The organism is Tateyamaria sp., assembly GCF_039945315.1.
Lineage (GTDB): Bacteria > Pseudomonadota > Alphaproteobacteria > Rhodobacterales > Rhodobacteraceae > Tateyamaria.
In genome coordinates, this window is the sequence record NZ_JBDUXB010000003.1 from 133,771 (window position 1) to 151,154 (window position 17,384).

16 protein-coding genes are annotated in these 17,384 nt (G+C 57.6%); 7 read left to right on the forward strand and 9 right to left on the reverse strand.

Translation table 11 applies throughout. The annotated features are described in order from the left end of the window. Positions 1–68: 68 nt before the first annotated feature. Positions 69–701 carry an MSMEG_1061 family FMN-dependent PPOX-type flavoprotein gene (locus ABJD00_RS01190; protein WP_413830294.1) on the reverse strand — a complete coding sequence of 211 codons (633 nt, stop codon included), beginning with the start codon at positions 699–701 and terminating at the stop codon, positions 69–71. A gap of 259 nt (positions 702–960) precedes the next feature. On the opposite strand from ABJD00_RS01190, the gene ABJD00_RS01195 reads away from it, so the two are divergent. Continuing rightward, positions 961–2,991 (forward strand): bifunctional sulfate adenylyltransferase/adenylylsulfate kinase, encoded by a 2,031-nt coding sequence (locus tag ABJD00_RS01195; RefSeq protein ID WP_413830379.1) that lies wholly within the window; start codon positions 961–963, stop codon positions 2,989–2,991. Positions 2,992–3,274: 283 nt separating this feature from the next. Then, positions 3,275–4,339: a Hint domain-containing protein gene (locus ABJD00_RS01200; RefSeq protein WP_413830296.1), complete on the forward strand. Its 1,065-nt coding sequence runs from the start codon at positions 3,275–3,277 to the stop codon at positions 4,337–4,339. Positions 4,340–4,398: 59 nt separating this feature from the next. On the opposite strand, the gene ABJD00_RS01205 is transcribed toward ABJD00_RS01200, so the two are convergent. Next, the gene (locus ABJD00_RS01205; RefSeq protein ID WP_413830298.1) at positions 4,399–4,824 is read right to left on the reverse strand and encodes an ester cyclase; all 426 of its coding nucleotides are present in this window, start codon (positions 4,822–4,824) and stop codon (positions 4,399–4,401) included. A gap of 203 nt (positions 4,825–5,027) precedes the next feature. On the opposite strand from ABJD00_RS01205, the gene ABJD00_RS01210 reads away from it, so the two are divergent. Genes ABJD00_RS01210 through ABJD00_RS01220 form a run of 3 tightly spaced genes read left to right on the forward strand, consistent with a single transcriptional unit; the run spans position 5,028 to position 7,367 of the window. After that, positions 5,028–5,843 carry an ABC transporter substrate-binding protein gene (locus ABJD00_RS01210; protein WP_413830300.1) on the forward strand — a complete coding sequence of 272 codons (816 nt, stop codon included), beginning with the start codon at positions 5,028–5,030 and terminating at the stop codon, positions 5,841–5,843. After that, a complete protein-coding gene (locus ABJD00_RS01215) occupies positions 5,840–6,652 on the forward strand; it encodes an amino acid ABC transporter permease (RefSeq protein ID WP_413830302.1) in 813 nt (270 codons plus the stop codon). Before ABJD00_RS01210 ends, ABJD00_RS01215 begins: the two co-directional genes overlap by 4 nt. Then, complete coding sequence (locus tag ABJD00_RS01220; protein ID WP_413830304.1) at positions 6,639–7,367, forward strand: amino acid ABC transporter ATP-binding protein; 729 nt, start codon at positions 6,639–6,641, stop codon at positions 7,365–7,367. Before ABJD00_RS01215 ends, ABJD00_RS01220 begins: the two co-directional genes overlap by 14 nt. Before the next feature lie 55 nt (positions 7,368–7,422). Here ABJD00_RS01220 and ABJD00_RS01225 read toward each other — a convergent pair whose 3' ends face one another. The 7 genes from ABJD00_RS01225 to ABJD00_RS01255 all read right to left on the reverse strand — a co-directional run bounded on the left by ABJD00_RS01225 (position 7,423) and on the right by ABJD00_RS01255 (position 14,029). After that, positions 7,423–7,773 carry an H-type lectin domain-containing protein gene (locus ABJD00_RS01225; protein ID WP_413830306.1) on the reverse strand — a complete coding sequence of 117 codons (351 nt, stop codon included), beginning with the start codon at positions 7,771–7,773 and terminating at the stop codon, positions 7,423–7,425. Between the two features lie 145 nt (positions 7,774–7,918). Beyond that, entirely contained in the window at positions 7,919–8,344 is a 426-nt protein-coding gene (locus ABJD00_RS01230) for a F0F1 ATP synthase subunit epsilon (protein ID WP_413830308.1), read from the reverse strand. 90 nt (positions 8,345–8,434) lie between these two features. Continuing rightward, on the reverse strand, positions 8,435–9,859 hold the full coding sequence (gene atpD, locus ABJD00_RS01235) for a F0F1 ATP synthase subunit beta (RefSeq protein WP_413830310.1): 1,425 nt from the start codon (positions 9,857–9,859) through the stop codon (positions 8,435–8,437). Between the two features lie 18 nt (positions 9,860–9,877). Then, complete coding sequence (locus ABJD00_RS01240) at positions 9,878–10,750, reverse strand: F0F1 ATP synthase subunit gamma (RefSeq protein WP_413830312.1); 873 nt, start codon at positions 10,748–10,750, stop codon at positions 9,878–9,880. Between the two features lie 15 nt (positions 10,751–10,765). Further along, positions 10,766–12,307, reverse strand: coding sequence for a F0F1 ATP synthase subunit alpha (atpA, locus tag ABJD00_RS01245; RefSeq protein WP_413830314.1), 1,542 nt, complete (start codon positions 12,305–12,307; stop codon positions 10,766–10,768). Further along, positions 12,308–12,868 carry a F0F1 ATP synthase subunit delta gene (locus tag ABJD00_RS01250; RefSeq protein WP_413830316.1) on the reverse strand — a complete coding sequence of 187 codons (561 nt, stop codon included), beginning with the start codon at positions 12,866–12,868 and terminating at the stop codon, positions 12,308–12,310. Between the two features lie 417 nt (positions 12,869–13,285). Continuing rightward, positions 13,286–14,029 (reverse strand): hypothetical protein, encoded by a 744-nt coding sequence (locus ABJD00_RS01255; protein ID WP_413830318.1) that lies wholly within the window; start codon positions 14,027–14,029, stop codon positions 13,286–13,288. A 70-nt stretch (positions 14,030–14,099) separates the two neighbouring features. On the opposite strand from ABJD00_RS01255, the gene gloB reads away from it, so the two are divergent. Continuing rightward, complete coding sequence (gloB, locus tag ABJD00_RS01260; protein WP_413830320.1) at positions 14,100–14,867, forward strand: hydroxyacylglutathione hydrolase; 768 nt, start codon at positions 14,100–14,102, stop codon at positions 14,865–14,867. Between the two features lie 195 nt (positions 14,868–15,062). Beyond that, the gene (clpA, locus tag ABJD00_RS01265) at positions 15,063–17,384 is read left to right on the forward strand and encodes an ATP-dependent Clp protease ATP-binding subunit ClpA (protein WP_413830322.1); all 2,322 of its coding nucleotides are present in this window, start codon (positions 15,063–15,065) and stop codon (positions 17,382–17,384) included.

Sequence of the window (17,384 nt, forward strand, 5' to 3'; positions counted from 1 at the left end):
CGACACCTGTGCTGGACAGGCCAGTGCTGCCGCAAAATCGCTATACCTGACAGCGTCGTCGGTTTCTGTCAGTACAGCCGCCCCGTCTCGTTATAGGCCATGCGCGCCTCGATGTCCTCTAGTGGGCTGTCCATCTTGCCCATGTCTTTGAGAGCCTCGGCATAGGTCGGCAAGCCCTCGATCGACCCCCAATGCTCTGGTTGCCACATCCGGGACCGGATCATCGACTTGCCGCAGTGAAAGAATGCCTCTTGAACACGCACGATCAGCGCAAGGTTTGGGCGGTGGCCATTGACGGTTGTCATGTCCAGAATGTCGTCATCCCGCGCAATTTCGCCCACACCGTTAATGCGCACGACTTCCTTGCGCATCGGAACCACCAGCATCAGGCCGATAGCCGGGTTTTGCAGAATGTTGTGAAATGTATCCCCGCGCTTGTTGCCGATGCGGTCGGGGATGGCGAGAGTCTTGGGGTCCAGAAACTTGATGAACCCGGCCGGGTCCCCTTTGGGCGAAACATCCATCCGACCGTTTGCATCGCTGCTGGCAATGGCGACAAAGGTGGTTCTTTCGATCCACGCCCGGCAATTGTGATCAATGTGGTCAATGACTTTGTTGACCTGACTGGGATGCATCGTCGGCGTGTCGAGGATATCTTCGATCTGATCAGCAGTCGTGACCGGCTTTTGGATTTCGTACATGCGGCTCCCCCGTTTCGGCGATCAACAGAGCAGAACGCTAGCACCGATCACAAGCCAGTCAAAATTGATATGTCAGGACGGCCCGCCCAAAGGCAGACCCAAGCGTGCCCGATTAACCACAGATCCAAAAATCCGCGCCAAATTCAAAGTTTGTTCTTTTCTGAACATACTTTTCGTGACATACGTTCACTCGTGAACAAACACGAGTGACCCGGTGCCCAGTACAGCATCCAAATCCAGCGACGCACGCGACGACCAGATGTTCCGTCTGCTGCGTCAACTCGACATCGCCCCGGATGCGTCCCAACGGGCCATGGCGCAGACCATAGGTATTTCGCTGGGCCGTCTCAACGCCCTGCTGCGCGATGCCACCGCCGCCGGTCTGGTCAAAATCGGCAACAAAGACAGCACCGACAAACGCCAACGTTACTCTTATGCGCTCACAACCCGCGGAGCAGGCGAAAAGAACCGCCTGATCGACCAATTCCTGACCCGAAAGTTCGCCGAATACGACGCGCTCTACGCCGAACTGACGGGCACCACCTCCGGCTTTAATCCCTTGAACTACAGGACCAAATTGATGGAAAATAACCTCGCCCCGATCCCCGAGCTGTTCGTGTCCTACGACAGCGCCCAGAAACTGAAAGCCGACGCAGGCGATCTGGTCAGCTGGGACCTCACACCGCGCCAGATCTGCGATCTGGAATTGCTGATGAACGGTGGGTTCAATCCGCTCAAAGGGTTCCTGTCCGAGGCCGATTACAACTCTGTCGTGGACACGATGCGCACCACAGACGGCGCGCTGTGGCCAATGCCCATCACACTGGACGTAAACGATAAATTCGCAGGCCAGCTCGAAATTGGTCAGGACATCGCCCTGCGCGACCAAGAGGGCGTGATCCTCGCCACCATGACCGTGACAGACCGCTGGACACCCAACAAAGCACACGAAGCCGAGCAGGTGTTCGGCGCTGACGACAGCGCGCACCCGTCCGTCAACTACTTGCACAACACCGCAGGCGACATCTACCTCGGCGGGCCCGTCACAGGCATCCAGCAACCGGTGCACTACGACTTCCGGGCCAAGCGCAACACACCCAATGAATTGCGCGCCTATTTCCGCAAAATGGGCTGGCGCAAGGTTGTCGCATTCCAAACCCGCAATCCGCTGCACCGCGCGCACCAGGAACTGACCTTCCGCGCCGCACGCGAGGCCCAAGCCAACCTGCTGATCCACCCGGTCGTCGGGCTGACCAAACCCGGTGACGTCGATCACTTCACCCGCGTACGCTGCTACGAGGCGGTGCTGGACAAATACCCCCAAGCCACCACATCCATGTCCCTGCTCAATCTGGCAATGCGTATGGCTGGCCCACGCGAAGCGGTCTGGCACGGCCTGATCCGGAAAAACCACGGCTGCACCCACTTCATCGTCGGTCGTGACCACGCTGGCCCCGGCCAGAACTCGGCAGGCGAAGATTTCTATGGGCCTTACGACGCACAGGACCTGTTCCGCGAACATCAGGCCGAAATGGGCATCGAAATGGTCGACTTCAAACACATGGTCTGGGTGCAGGAGCGCGCCCAATACGAGGCCATTGACGAGATCAAGGACAAGGATGACATCACCATCCTCAACATCTCGGGCACCGAATTGCGCCGCCGCCTGTCCGAAGGGCTGGAAATCCCCGAATGGTTCTCGTTCCCCGAAGTCGTGGCTGAACTGCGCAAAACCAAACCACCACGGGCACAGCAGGGCTTTACCGTCTTCTTCACCGGGTTTTCCGGGTCGGGTAAATCGACAATCGCCAACGCCCTGATGGTCAAACTGATGGAAATGGGCGGGCGCCCCGTGACGCTGCTTGACGGCGATATCGTGCGCAAAAACCTGTCCTCCGAACTTGGGTTCTCCAAAGAGCACCGCGATCTCAACATCCGCCGCATCGGATACGTGGCAAGCGAGATCACCAAGAACGGCGGCATCGCCATCTGTGCACCCATCGCGCCTTATGCGACCACCCGGCGTGCTGTGCGCGAAGATGTTGAAGCATTTGGGGCCTTTGTCGAAATCTACGTCGCCACCTCTATCGAGGAATGCGAACGCCGTGACCGCAAGGGGCTTTATAAACTGGCACGCGAAGGAAAGATCAAGGAATTTACAGGAATTTCAGACCCCTACGACGTTCCTGCCAACCCAGAACTGAGCGTCGAAACTGAGAATGTAGATGTGGACAACTGCGCCCATCAGGTCCTGCTGAAACTGGAAAGCATGGGACTGATTGCGGGATAATCTCCCCTTTTTCACACACCATCAAACCAATCAAAACGCGCCCTGTTCCGGGGCGCGTTTTTTGATGTACCCAGCACGGGCACGCCTCGTACCCCTCTAAGGCGCGCAAGCGGTTGGCATAAATGCACCACCCAAGCGGGCCATCCATTGCGCCCGCGTTGGTTCATTGGGTCAAAACTGCTATATCGACAGGCGGATAAAAGCGGCAATCACGCCTCTGACCAAATCGCAAAGATGCCATGTTTCACGGCTAAACCCGGCTCGAAAAGGAAGTCTCAGACCCATGGCCGATCCGTTTCTGTCAGAGATCAAATATCTGGGCGGTGCCAACCTCGACTTCATCGAAGTTGCGGTTGATGTGGGCTATGACGTGCCAGATTTGGTTCTGACCATCTACAATTCAAACGGCTCGATCAGAAGTTCAAGCAACCTTTCGGTGCTGACCCCAACCACCGTGAACGGCAAGGACGTTTACCTGATCGAAAACGGGGATGCCACGAACTTTAACGGCGTGGCCCTGTCGAACGCGGTGGCGTTGAGCGAAAACGGCACCGTTTATTCCTTTGTGTCCTTCAATGATACCGTTGGCGGCGTGACCGCAACAGAAGGTCCCGCAAACGGGACAACCTCTGATGAGATTGGCATCGCCGGAGCAGGCTCATCCCTCGAAACAGACGATGGCGGGACGTCCTACTTCACCCAGACAAACCCAAACCCCGACAGCGTGCCCTGCCTGACAACAGGTGCGCAAATTCAAACCAGTCATGGCCTAGTCAAGGTTGAAGACCTCAAGTCAGGGGCGCGCGTCTACACGTTTGACGGAGTCCACAAACCGCTGAGAAAGATCTTTAAACGTGCCATCAGCAAGGATGAACTGGACCAGAATCCACGGCTCTATCCGGTGCGCATATGCGCGGGCGCCTTGGGGCCGGGCCTCCCGTCAGAGGACCTGCTGGTGTCGCGCCAGCACAGAATGGTCGTGTCATCTCCCATCGCCAAACGCATGTTCGGCAGTGCCGACGTGCTGGTTGCGGCCAACAAACTGACTTCGCAAAAGGGCATTTTTGTCGACGCCTCTGTGTCCTCTATCGAATACTTCCATCTGTTGTTTGATGCGCACGAGATCATCTTTGCAGACGGCGCCCCAACCGAAAGCCTGTTTCTCGGAGCCGAAGCGATGAACGCCCTGCCCGCAAAAATACTCGATGAAATCAGGCGGATATTTCCTGGCATCAAGTTGCCGCTCGAAGACGCGTCTTCGAAACTTTATATCCCGACCAACCGGCGACAAACAAAGCTGGTCGAAAGGCACCTAAAGAACCAGACACGTCTGGTCACCGCCCTTTAAGAGGCGCAGGCAAGGTGCGTTGATCCTTACCATTGCGCTTGTATCCTCGGGCGAGCGCCCTAATCCACCAAGCCCAATTGTCGGGCAATGGTGACGCTGTCGTAGTAATCGCGTCCTTCAACCACCATCCCATCCTTGACCCGCATCACCGAACAGTACCGCACTTCGGCCCGTTTGCCCGTCGCCGGGAAATCCCCAAGGCTTGAGCGCAGCGTGCCCCTGTGCGTTCCGGTGTTGCGAAACTCGACCGTCGCCCACTCTCCACACTGGCTCACGATGACGTTCTCAACCTTGCACAGCCCATCCGGAAACGCCTCGCGCCAACGATAGTAGTCTTCTTTGTAGGCCTCTTTCCCGGTGAGTTTTTCGCCGCGCGCAATATCTTGGAAATCACAATCATCCGCGATGACCTCTGCACCCCGATCCGGGTCGCGCATGTCCCAGGACTCGTGGAACTGGCGCACTGTCTTTTCGGTGGGATGCATCTGCTTTGGATCCTTTGGTGTTCTATCAAAGATGGCAGCAACACGGACACGTAACACATATAGGCAAAGACGTCTGCATCCCGTTGATATCGCTTCCCTTCACACTGCCTCGACTTGGAACACCGAAGTCCAACAAAAACCCCTAGACTCCCCTGCCTTCATTTCCGATGATCCTGTCAAAATCCAAAACGGGGACTGTAGCCATGAAGACCATTCTGACCGCCACCCTCCTGACCCTCTCCGCCTCAGGCGCCTTTGCCGCTGGTCACTGTGCTGCAGGCAAGACCCTGACCGAAGGGACCCTGACCATCGCCACTGGCAACCCTGCCTACTATCCGTGGGTCATCGACGACGCCCCTGAAGCCAAGCAAGGGTTCGAAGCCGCCGTGGCTTATGCCATTGCAGGTGAAATGGGTTTTGCCGACGACGCGGTCACATGGGTGCGCACCTCGTTTGACGAGGCGATCCAACCCGGTGCCAAGAACTTTGACCTCAACATGCAGCAGTTTTCGATAACCGCAGACCGTGATCGAGTCGTCGACTTCTCTGCCCCCTACTACACCGCCCCTCAGGCCGTAATGACGACAGTCGAGACCGTCGATGCCGGGGCCAAACCGACCATGGAAAGCCTTAAGGCCATGAAGTGGGGTGTTGTCGCATCGACCACCGCCCTGCCCGTCGTCACAGAGACAATCAAGCCCACCCAATCCCCACTGGTCTATGATGACAACGCCAACATTACGGCCGCAATGCAGGCAGGTCAGATTGACGCTGCGCTGTTTGATTTGCCCACCGCCCTCTTCACTGCAGCTGTCCTGATGGACAATGGAGTGGTGCTGGGCCAGTTCGATCCGTCGGCGGCCGAAAGCCCCGATCAGTTCGGAGCATTGATGCCAGAAGGGTCCGCTCTTAAAGAGTGCGTCGACGAAGCCCTCGCCGCACTGACGGCAAGCGGCGAACTGGCCGCCATCGAGGCCGAGTGGCTGCAAGCCGCCGTCGGAGTACCTCTGATCAAGTGACCACACGCCGCGCCGCTTACGAGGCCCGGCAGCGCCGCCGGGCCAACCTGCTTGCCGGGGGTAGCACGGCTGTCGTGCTTGTCCTTTTGATTGTCCTCGTGCCACTGGCACCGGGGTGGGAGGGCGTACAGGCGTCCTTTTTCAACGCTGAGATCTTTGCCCGCACATTTCCTGATCTGCTGAGCGCGTTCCTGATCAACATCGCGATCTTTGCGTGGTCTGTGCCTCTGATCGCAGCTCTCGGCCTTGCCATCGCTTTGGCGCGCGGTGCGCGGGCGCCGGTACTGTTCCCGCTGCGCATCTTCGGGGCCATCTATGTTGATTTGTTTCGCGGAATTCCGGTTGTCCTGTTGGTCTATCTGGTGGGCTTTGGCATTCCGGGGCTTGGACTGCCGCGCCCGTGGAATTCACCCTACATATGGGGCACAGTGGCGCTGGTCCTGACGTATTCGGCCTATGTCGCAGAAGTACTGCGTTCAGGCATCGAAAGCATCCACGAAAGCCAGCGCAACGCCGCTGTCTGTCTGGGGCTCAGCGAACGGGACACGATGCGTTATGTAGTGTTGCCCCAAGCCATCCGACGGGTGGTCCCGGCCAATATGAACATGCTCGTGGCCCTGCAAAAGGACGTAGCCCTGTTGTCTTTTATCGGACCGGTGGAGATTTTGCGGCAGGCCGGTATCTTTAAAAGCCTACTGGCCAATTTCACACCCTATGTAGCCGCCGCAGTGATTTTTCTGTGCGTTACCGTGCCTGCCACGCGCTACGCCGACTATCTTATGAACAGGGATCGCAATGCCAGAACCTAGGCTCGCGCTCAGTGGCGTGAAAAAGAGCTTTGGCGACGTCGAGGTGCTGCATGGGATCGATCTGGTAGTGAACCCGGGCGAAATGGTCTGCCTGATTGGTGCGTCCGGGTCAGGCAAGTCGACATTGTTGCGGTGCATGAACGGGCTGGAACCGGTGGATGACGGCGAAGTTCGCCTGGACGGGGTCGACATCGCCGAACCCGGTTTTGACCTCGCCCCGATCCGCCAAAAGATCGGGATCGTCTTTCAGTCTTTCAATCTCTTTCCTCACATGACCGCCTACGACAACGTCGCACTCGCTCCGCGCCGCGTTCTGGCCGAGGACGCAAGGACACGGATTGAGGCACTGTTCGAACACTTTGGTCTGTCAGCGCACATGACCAAATACCCGGATCAGCTTTCAGGCGGGCAACAACAACGGGTTGCTGTGATCAGAGCGCTGGCGATGCGACCACAAACGATGCTCTTTGACGAAATCACTTCGGCACTCGACCCTGAATTGGTTGGCGAGGTGCTGGATGTACTGCGATCCCTGCGGGATGACGGAATGACAATGGTGCTGGCCACGCATGAAATGGGATTTGCCCGCGAGCTTGCCGATCGTATCTGCTTTATGGACAAAGGTGTGATCGCAGAAGAGGGTCCGCCTGACGTGATCTTTTCCAACCCTCAAAAGGAACGCACCAAACAGTTCCTTGCGTCAGTCCTGCGCTGAGGTTGCCACTTTATCCCTCCCGCCCGAGGGGCTGGCCTGCCAGGGGCAAAACCAATCAGTAAAGATTCCAGTCATCCGTCTCTGCCAGCGCGCCGACGGACATCCACGCCACACGCACCCGGGCAACGCGCGTGTCCCCCCAAGTACGAAAGACCAGATCAAAACCTTCTGGCGAAACCGCGTCAGCGGACACATCAGCGCGCAGTGGCGTTTTGGTGTCCACATCCCACATAGAAATAGAGACGTGTACAGACGGTGCAGTCTGGTACGTTTCAGAGAATTTAATACTGCGACGCCGTTCACGTGGCCCACGCCCCGTCCACATCTCACCATCGTTTTCAAAATCGGAAAACAAAATGACGTCGCCTTGGTCGATGCCGATCAGGTGGTTCTCTAGTCGCTTCATGGGATCGTCGTCTCAAAATCGTCAGGTCATCAACTCGGCTACGTTGATGCACCTAACAAAACAAAACGGCAATATTGGGACTGCGCATAAAAAAGGGCCCCGACAAAGGTCGGAGCCCCTTTTTCAACTGTCGCGATAAAACGGCCTACAGGCTCGGCGATTTAGTGCTCAAACCGATTTCAGATCCCACGGCAACAATATCCGCCATCAGCTTGGCTGCATCGTCTACTGGACCGGTGTTACCGTCCGCTGCCTGCTTGGCGCGGTTGTAAACGTCCTGCACCTCGTCAAACATTGCGTCCATGTCGTCCTGGGTCATGTCGCTCTTGGCAACAGCACGTTCAGCAAGAACCGAAACGCCTTGCGTCCCAATCTCGGCAAAGCCACCGGTGACAACATACTCATGCGTGTTGCCACCCGCCTCAACCCGTAGAACACCGGGGCGCAAGGTCGTGATGGTCGGGGCGTGATCCGCCATGACCGTCATATCACCGTCCGCGCCGGGGATTTGAACCGAAGCCGCATCCATAGACGCCAGTTCGCGTTCGGGCGACACAAGATCAAATTGCATAGTCTTCTCCTCATTTGAACGCTTGGGTCAGACCCGTGCGCCCGGAGGTTGATCGGAGATGTAAGGCGGGGATATCCCCCGCCCCGCACATTAGGCTGCGTCGGCAGCCATTTTCTGAGCCTTAGCAATCACATCCTCGATGCCGCCAACCATGTAGAAGGCGCCTTCGGGCAGGTGATCGTATTCGCCAGCAACAACCGCCTTGAACGAGGCAATCGTGTCTTCCAGCGGAACCTGCACACCGTCAGAGCCGGTGAACACTTTGGCCACGTCGAACGGCTGGGACAGGAAGCGCTGGATTTTCCGCGCACGTGCCACAGTCAGTTTGTCCTCTTCGGACAGTTCGTCCATGCCGAGGATCGCGATGATGTCTTGCAGCGATTTGTAGCGCTGAAGGATCTGCTGAACGTCGGACGCAACCTTGTAGTGCTCTTCACCCACAATCTGCGGGTCCATCAGGCGCGAGGAGCTGTCGAGCGGGTCCACAGCCGGGTAGATACCCAGTTCGGAAATCGCACGGGACAGAACGGTTGTCGCGTCCAAGTGGGCGAATGTTGTGGCGGGTGCTGGGTCGGTCAAGTCATCCGCAGGAACATAAACAGCCTGGATCGATGTGATCGAACCGGACTTGGTCGATGTAATCCGTTCCTGCATTTGCCCCATGTCAGTCGCCAGTGTTGGCTGGTAACCCACCGCCGAAGGAATACGGCCGAGCAGAGCCGAAACTTCGGAGCCCGCTTGCGTAAAGCGGAAGATGTTGTCGACGAAGAACAGAACGTCTGTGCCGGAGGCATCGCGGAACTGTTCGGCCAGTGTCAGACCGGTCAGAGCAACACGCGCACGCGCTCCGGGAGGTTCGTTCATCTGGCCGTAAACCAGAGCAACCTGCGATTCTTCGAGGTTATCGGGCTTGATCACGTTGGATTCGATCATCTCGTGATAAAGGTCGTTGCCTTCACGCGTCCGCTCACCCACGCCCGCGAACACGGAATAGCCCGAGTGCACTTTGGCGATGTTGTTGATGAGTTCCATGATCAGAACGGTCTTGCCCACACCGGCACCGCCGAAGAGGCCGATCTTACCACCTTTGGAATAGGGTGCCAGCAAGTCAACGACCTTGATGCCGGTGACCAGAATTTCGGATTCTGTGGACTGTTCGGCAAAAGCTGGCGCGTCGGCGTGAATGGGGCGGAATTCTTCGGCGCCGACTGGACCACCTTCGTCCACAGGTTCACCCACCACGTTAAGGATGCGACCCAGTGTTTTGGGGCCAACGGGCACCATGATCGGGCCGTCTGTGTCCACAACTTCCTGTCCGCGCACGAGGCCTTCGGAGGAGTCCATCGCGATACAGCGTACGGTGTTTTCGCCCAAGTGCTGCGCAACTTCCAACACCAGCTTGTTGCCGTTGTTGTCCGTGGTCAGCGCGTTCAGAATTTCCGGCAGGTGATCATCGAACTGCACGTCGCAGACGGCCCCGATGACCTGTGTGATTTTGCCTTTAGCGTTTGCCATGTTTCGTCTCCGGTTTTCTTACAGCGCTTCCGCGCCGGAAATAATTTCGATCAGCTCGTTCGTGATGACGGCCTGACGCGAGCGGTTGTACTGAATGGTCAACTGATCAATCATGTCGCCCGCGTTGCGCGTTGCGTTGTCCATCGCGGACATGCGCGCGCCTTGTTCGGATGCGCCATTTTCCAGCAAAGCGGAAAAGATCGCGGTGGCCACGGCCCGGGGCAGAAGGTCAGCGAGGATCGCCTCTTCATCCGGTTCGTAGTCATAAAGCGTCTCGCCCGCTTCGTAATCCTCAGGGATCGCAAAGGGGATGATCTGCTGCGCCGTCGGGATTTGCGTCACAACGTTCTGGAAGCGCGCGAAAAAGATCGTTGCCACGTCGAAGTCACACGCATCAAAGCGGCCCAGAACATCCTTGGCCACACCTTGTGCGTCGCCGTAGGACATCCGCTTGACCTCGGACATATCCACGTGACCGACGAACGCATCGCCAAAATCACGTTTCAACTGGTCCCGGCCTTTTTTGCCGACAGTCAAGATTTTGACGGTCTTTCCAGCAGCTTGCAGCTCCTGCGCCTTGGTGCGCGCCAGCTTGGCGATGTTCGTGTTGAACCCACCGCACAGACCGCGCTCGGACGTCATAACCACCAGCAGGTGCGTCTGATCTGACCCCGTGCCGCTCAGCAGTTTCGGCGCGCTGTCCGATCCTGCCGCTGCAGACGCGAGCCCCGCCATCACGGCCGTAAACCGTTCAGCATAGGGGCGTGACGCCTCGGCTGCTTCCTGTGCCCGCCGCAGTTTCGCGGCGGCCACCATCTGCATGGCCTTGGTGATCTTGCGCGTTGATTTAACGCTCTCGATCCTATTTTTCAGGTCCTTGAGATTTGGCATTGCCCGACCTCCAAATTAAGCGAAGGTCGAAGCGAACTCGTCAAGAACCGCCTTCATCTTGTCGACGTTCTCACCGCCTTTGAATTTTGGATCTTCATCCGAAATCCACTTGAGGAATTCAGCCTTCTGGCTGCGCAGGAAGGCCAGCAAACCTGTCTCGAACTTGCCAACGTCACCGACGGGCAATTTGTCGAGGTAGCCGTTCGTGCCTGCGAAGATGACGCAAACAATCTCGGCGTTGGTCAGCGGTGCATATTGCGCCTGCTTCATCAACTCGGTCAGACGTGCACCACGGTTCAGCAGCTGCTGAGTGGCGGCGTCAAGGTCAGAACCAAACTGAGCGAAGGCAGCCATTTCGCGATACTGAGCCAGCGACAGTTTCACCGGACCCGCAACAGACGACATCGCGTCTGTCTGGGCAGACGAACCAACCCGCGAAACTGACAGACCGGTGTTCACAGCAGGGCGAATGCCTTGATAGAACAGTTCGGTTTCAAGGAAGATCTGGCCATCCGTGATCGAAATCACGTTTGTCGGGATAAAGGCTGACACGTCGCCGCCTTGGGTTTCGATGATCGGCAGAGCCGTCAGCGAGCCCGCGCCATTGTCTTCGTTCAGCTTGGCCGAACGCTCCAGCAGACGGGAGTGGAGATAGAAAACGTCACCTGGATAAGCTTCGCGGCCTGGTGGGCGGCGCAGAAGCAGGGACATCTGGCGATAAGACACGGCCTGCTTGGACAGATCATCATAGATGATTAGCGCGTGGCGGCCATTGTCGCGGAAGTGCTCCGCCATGGATGTCGCGGCATAGGGTGCAAGGAACTGCATCGGCGCCGGGTCGGACGCGGTCGCGGCCACAACGATCGAATATTCAATCGCACCGGATTCTTCGAGCTTCTTCACCAGCTGTGCAACGGTCGAACGCTTTTGGCCAACCGCGACATAGACGCAGTACAGCTTCTTGCTTTCGTCATCGCCCGCGGCGTCGTTGTAGGATTTCTGGTTAAGGATCGCGTCGAGAGCCACGGCAGTTTTGCCGGTCTGACGGTCACCAATGATCAGCTCACGCTGGCCACGGCCAATCGGGATCATCGCGTCAACGGCCTTGAGGCCTGTCGCCATCGGCTCGTGCACCGATTTACGTGGGATGATGCCCGGCGCTTTGACGTCCGCAACCGAACGCGCTTTGGATTTGATCGGGCCCTTGCCGTCCAGCGGGTTGCCCAGACCGTCAACAACGCGGCCCAGCAGTTCGTCACCAACAGGCACGTCCACGATTGAGTTGGTGCGCTTGACCGTGTCACCTTCTTTGATGTCACGGTCGGAACCGAAGATCACCACACCGACGTTGTCGGTTTCGAGGTTCAGAGCCATGCCCTGAATGCCACCGGGGAATTCAACCATCTCACCGGCTTGGACATTGTCGAGGCCGTAGACGCGGGCGATACCGTCGCCCACGGACAAAACGCGGCCCACTTCGGCCACTTCTGCTTCCTGACCAAAGTTCTTGATCTGGTCTTTAAGGATTGCAGAAATCTCTGCTGCTTGGATACCCATTTATCCGACCTCTTTCATTGCATTCTGGAGGGAAGAGAGCTTGGAGCGGATCGACGTGTCGATCATCTTCGAGCCCACTTTTACGATCAAACCGCCGATGAGGCTTTCATCGACGGAAGCATTAATAGTGACGTCTTTGCCCATACGGGCCTTGAGAGTCTTGGCAAGGCTTGCGCTTTGCGCCTTGGTCAGCACCTTGGCGGATGTGACGTCAGCCGTCACTTCACCTTTGTCCTCGGCAATTGCCAGACGCAGAGCTTGCACGAGGTGTGGCACCACGAACAGGCGGCGCTTGTCCGCCATCAGTGCCAGCGTGTTGCTCATCACCGATGTCAGTCCCGCCTTAGCGGCAATGGCCGTTACGGCGGCGCGCTGTTCATCGCGGCTGTAGAGAGGTGAATTGATCAGCGCATTGAAATCTGAACTCTCGGCCATGGCCGCTGTCAGGATTTCGATGTCGCCTTCAAGGCTTTTGACGTCACCTGCCTCTTTGGCAAGTTCATAGACAGCTGTGGCATAGCGTGCAGCGATGCCTGTGGAGATCGAAGCTGGTTCGGACACGTCCACCCTTTCGATGTCTTGGCCTCGAATTTGCGCCATGCCTGGCGGAAACCCGAGGGTGTTGGTTCGCCCGAAGAAACCTCCAAGCGATGAAATCAGGGGGGATGTAGCAGAGGGTGCGAGACCCCGCAACATATGTTCGTGAACACCCATTTCTTGGGTTATCATGTGTTTTCAGCAGGTTAATCAAAGTGCGACCGTTTGGCCCGATGGGAATGTTGGGAATCTGTCGCAAAACTCACGTTTTTGCATGCGATTCCGTTGAACACAGCCGGGCAAGTGCTGAAATTCGCGGCTCTCGGCTTGGTCGTGCATTCGGATTGTGTAGCAAAGGTTCCGAAATTGGCCTGCTATCAGGAAGAGACCCTCACTTGGCGTGTAAACGATGCCATCGGTTGGCATTTGCTACCAGCCCGGTCACACCCGTCCTGCAATTGGCGAAGGCACCCCTTGGGGAATCTTCTGGCGCTTGGCCAACGCCGGCTTCACTTTGCCCTTGGGTGGATAGACAAGTTTTGACGCCTCGACCATGAATGCGCCCCCCGCAAACATGCCTGGCATCGCGCGCCCGACCCTCTCAAACATCGCACCCGACTTCATCCAAACACGTCTGGTAGACGGGAATTGGTAAAGCGCGCCCAAATGCCGTTCGGGCAGGAATTGGTGTTTGCGCAGTTGCGTCTCAAGCTGGCTGGCCGAATACGGGCGGCCAAATCCAAACGGTGTGCGGTCCCGCCGCGACCAGATCCCGGCCCGGTTGGGCACAATAAACAACGCCTTGCCCCCCGGGCCCAACACCCTCCATGCCTCCTCCAAAAGATCAAAGGCGCGTTCGGATGTCTCAAGGCCATGCAGGATGATCAGCTTGTCCACATGCCCGGTCTCGATCGGCCACAGCGTCTCTTCGGTCAGGACAGAGACGTTCGTTCCATCCGGCGGCCATGGCATCACACCCTGAGGGCCGGGCATCAGCGCAATCACCCGGCGGGCATCAGCCAGAAAGGGGCGCAGTAGCGGCACAGCAAAGCCGAAGCCCGCTACGGTTTGCCCCTTGGCCTCCGGCCAGAATTCAAACACGCGGCGCCGCATAGACGACTGTGCCGCCCGCCCTAAGGCACTGCGGTAATAAAAGTTGCGCAGATCTTGTACGTCCAGATGCATCGGTCTCTTGCCCTTGGGCGGCACACGGGCCACCTTTGCACTATACCTACTCCAAGAAAGCGCAAATGCCATGCCTCTCGAAATTCGCACGATCCCCTGCCTGTCGGACAACTACGCCTATCTCGCCCATGATCCGGACACAGGCGCAACGGCGGCCATTGATATCCCAGAGGCAGCACCCATAATCGCGGCGCTGGCAGAAACAGGCTGGACGCTCTCGGACGTTCTGATCACGCATCACCACTACGATCATGTGGATGGTTTGCCCGACCTGCTCGCCGCCCATCCGGCCCGCGTGATTGGGGCCACAGCGGATGCGCATCGTCTGCCTGCCTTGGATGTAGCGGTCAACGAGGGAGATACGGTCAGTATCGGGAACCAAACTGGCACTGTCATTGATGTGTCAGGCCACACGATCAACCATGTCGCCTTTCACTTCCCCGACTCACACGCCGTGTTTACCGCAGACAGCCTGATGGCATTGGGGTGCGGGCGGGTGTTTGAAGGCACCAAACCGCAAATGCACGCATCTTTGCAAAAGCTGGCCGCACTTCCCGGCGACACAGTCGTTTATTCGGGCCACGAATATACCGCGGCCAACGCAAAATTTGCGCTGACCATTGATCCGGACAATCCAGCGCTTATATCGCGGGTCCGTGATGTGACCGACAAACGCGCAAACGGCACGGCCACGGTGCCCTCTCTTCTGTCAGAGGAGCTGGCAACCAACCCTTTTCTGCGCGCCCACGACCCCGCCGTTCAAGCCAACTTGGGCCTGACCGGTGCTAACGCCGCCGACGTGTTCACAGAAATCCGCACCCGGAAAGACAATTTCTGATTGCGATTGCGCTAACAGCACGCCCACTTTGTTAACAAACTCGCACTGTTCACACGATTTGTGAGCGTCAAGGCAAAGAAAAGCCTTGAAGACGCGCGCTGTTCAACCAAACTTAAGCACATGAGGCCATGGTTGGTATGGGGTCTCGATATCCCTTGAGACCCCGGGCCAACCCCGATCGATAGGAGCACCGCTGTGCCTTCATTCTCGACATCACTCGAAAAAGCCATTCATCAGGCTCTTGCGCTGGCCAACGAACGCCGGCACGAATTTGCAACGCTAGAACATCTTCTTTTGTCACTCGTCGATGAACCGGACGCACGCCGCGTGATGCAGGCATGCTCGGTCGACATTGATGAGCTGCGCGGAACGCTGGTCGAATTTGTCGATGACGACCTGTCTAATCTAGTGACTGATATCGACGGTTCTGAAGCGGTGCCAACGGCGGCGTTTCAGCGGGTGATCCAACGCGCAGCCATTCACGTCCAATCGTCTGGTCGCACCGAAGTGACCGGCGCCAACGTGCTGGTAGCCATCTTTGCCGAACGTGAATCGAACGCCGCCTATTTCCTGCAAGAGCAGGATATGACGCGCTATGACGCGGTGAACTTTATCGCGCATGGTGTGGCCAAGGACCCCGCCTTTGGCGAAGCGCGTCCCGTGTCCGGCGCGCCGGAGGCAGAGGAAGAACCCCAAGGCGTGACCGAGGGCGAGAAAAAAGAATCCGCTCTGGCCAAATATTGCGTGGACCTCAACGAAAAATCCCGCGAGGGCGACATCGATCCGCTGATCGGACGCGATTCCGAGGTAGAGCGCTGCATTCAGGTGCTGTGCCGCCGCCGCAAGAACAACCCGCTTCTGGTGGGAGACCCCGGCGTGGGCAAAACAGCGATCGCCGAGGGCCTCGCACGCAAAATCGTTGCCGGTGAAACACCCGAAGTGCTCTCTGGCACCACCATTTACAGCCTCGATATGGGTGCGCTACTCGCTGGTACACGCTATCGCGGTGATTTCGAAGAACGGCTGAAGGCTGTCGTGACCGAACTTGAGGAACATGACGACGCGGTGCTGTTCATCGACGAAATCCACACTGTGATCGGTGCGGGTGCGACGTCAGGCGGCGCTATGGATGCCTCAAACCTGCTGAAACCTGCCCTTCAGGGCGGCAAGCTGCGCACCATGGGCTCAACAACATACAAAGAGTTCCGCCAGCACTTCGAAAAAGATCGCGCACTGTCGCGTCGTTTCCAAAAGATCGACGTGAACGAGCCTTCGGTCGAAGACGCCACAAAGATCCTCAAGGGCCTCAAGCCCTATTTCGAGGATCACCACGGGGTCAAATACACCTCGGACGCGATCAAAACATCCGTTGAACTGGCGAGCCGGTACATCAACGACCGCAAGCTGCCCGACTCGGCCATTGATGTGATCGACGAGGCCGGTGCGGCCCAGCATCTGGTTGTCGCCGCCAAACGGCGCAAGACGATCGGCACCAAAGAGATCGAGAATGTCGTGGCCAAAATCGCACGCATTCCGCCTAAGAACGTGTCCAAAGATGATGCCGAAACGCTTAAAGACCTCGAAGCGTCCCTCAAACGTGTCGTGTTCGGGCAGGATGACGCCATCGTGGCCCTGTCTTCGGCCATCAAACTGGCGCGGGCTGGCTTGCGCGAACCTGAAAAACCCATTGGGAACTACCTGTTCGCAGGTCCCACCGGCGTGGGTAAAACCGAGGTGGCCAAGCAATTGGCGGACACGCTCGGCGTGGAAATGCTGCGGTTCGATATGTCCGAGTACATGGAGAAACATGCCGTCTCTCGCCTGATCGGTGCCCCTCCCGGCTATGTCGGCTTTGACCAAGGTGGCATGCTGACGGACGGTGTGGATCAGCATCCGCACTGTGTGCTTCTGCTCGACGAGATGGAAAAGGCACATCCGGATGTCTACAACATCCTTTTGCAGGTGATGGACCACGGCAAGCTGACCGACCACAATGGCCGGACAGTGGATTTCCGCAACGTGATCCTGATCATGACGTCGAACGCGGGTGCCTCGGAAATGTCGAAGGCCGCCATCGGGTTCAACCGTGACCGGCGTGAGGGCGAGGATACAGCTGCAATTGAGCGGACGTTCACACCTGAGTTCCGTAACCGTCTGGACGCAGTGATCAGCTTTGCGCCACTTCCAAAATCGGTGATCCTGCAAGTGGTCGAAAAGTTCGTGCTTCAGCTTGAAGCACAACTGATGGATCGCAACGTGACCATCGAGTTGACCAAGCCAGCTGCTGAATGGCTCGCTGATAAGGGCTATGACGACAAGATGGGCGCACGCCCCTTGGGCCGCGTGATTCAGGAGTACATCAAGAAACCGCTCGCCGAAGAACTCTTGTTCGGCAAGCTGATGAAGGGTGGTGTGGTAAAGGTTGGCGTCAAAGGCGGCGAGCTGGACCTGAAACTGGAAGGTCCGGACAAACCGCGTCTGTCCGGAAACAAGCCTCCGCTTCTGACCGCAGACTGA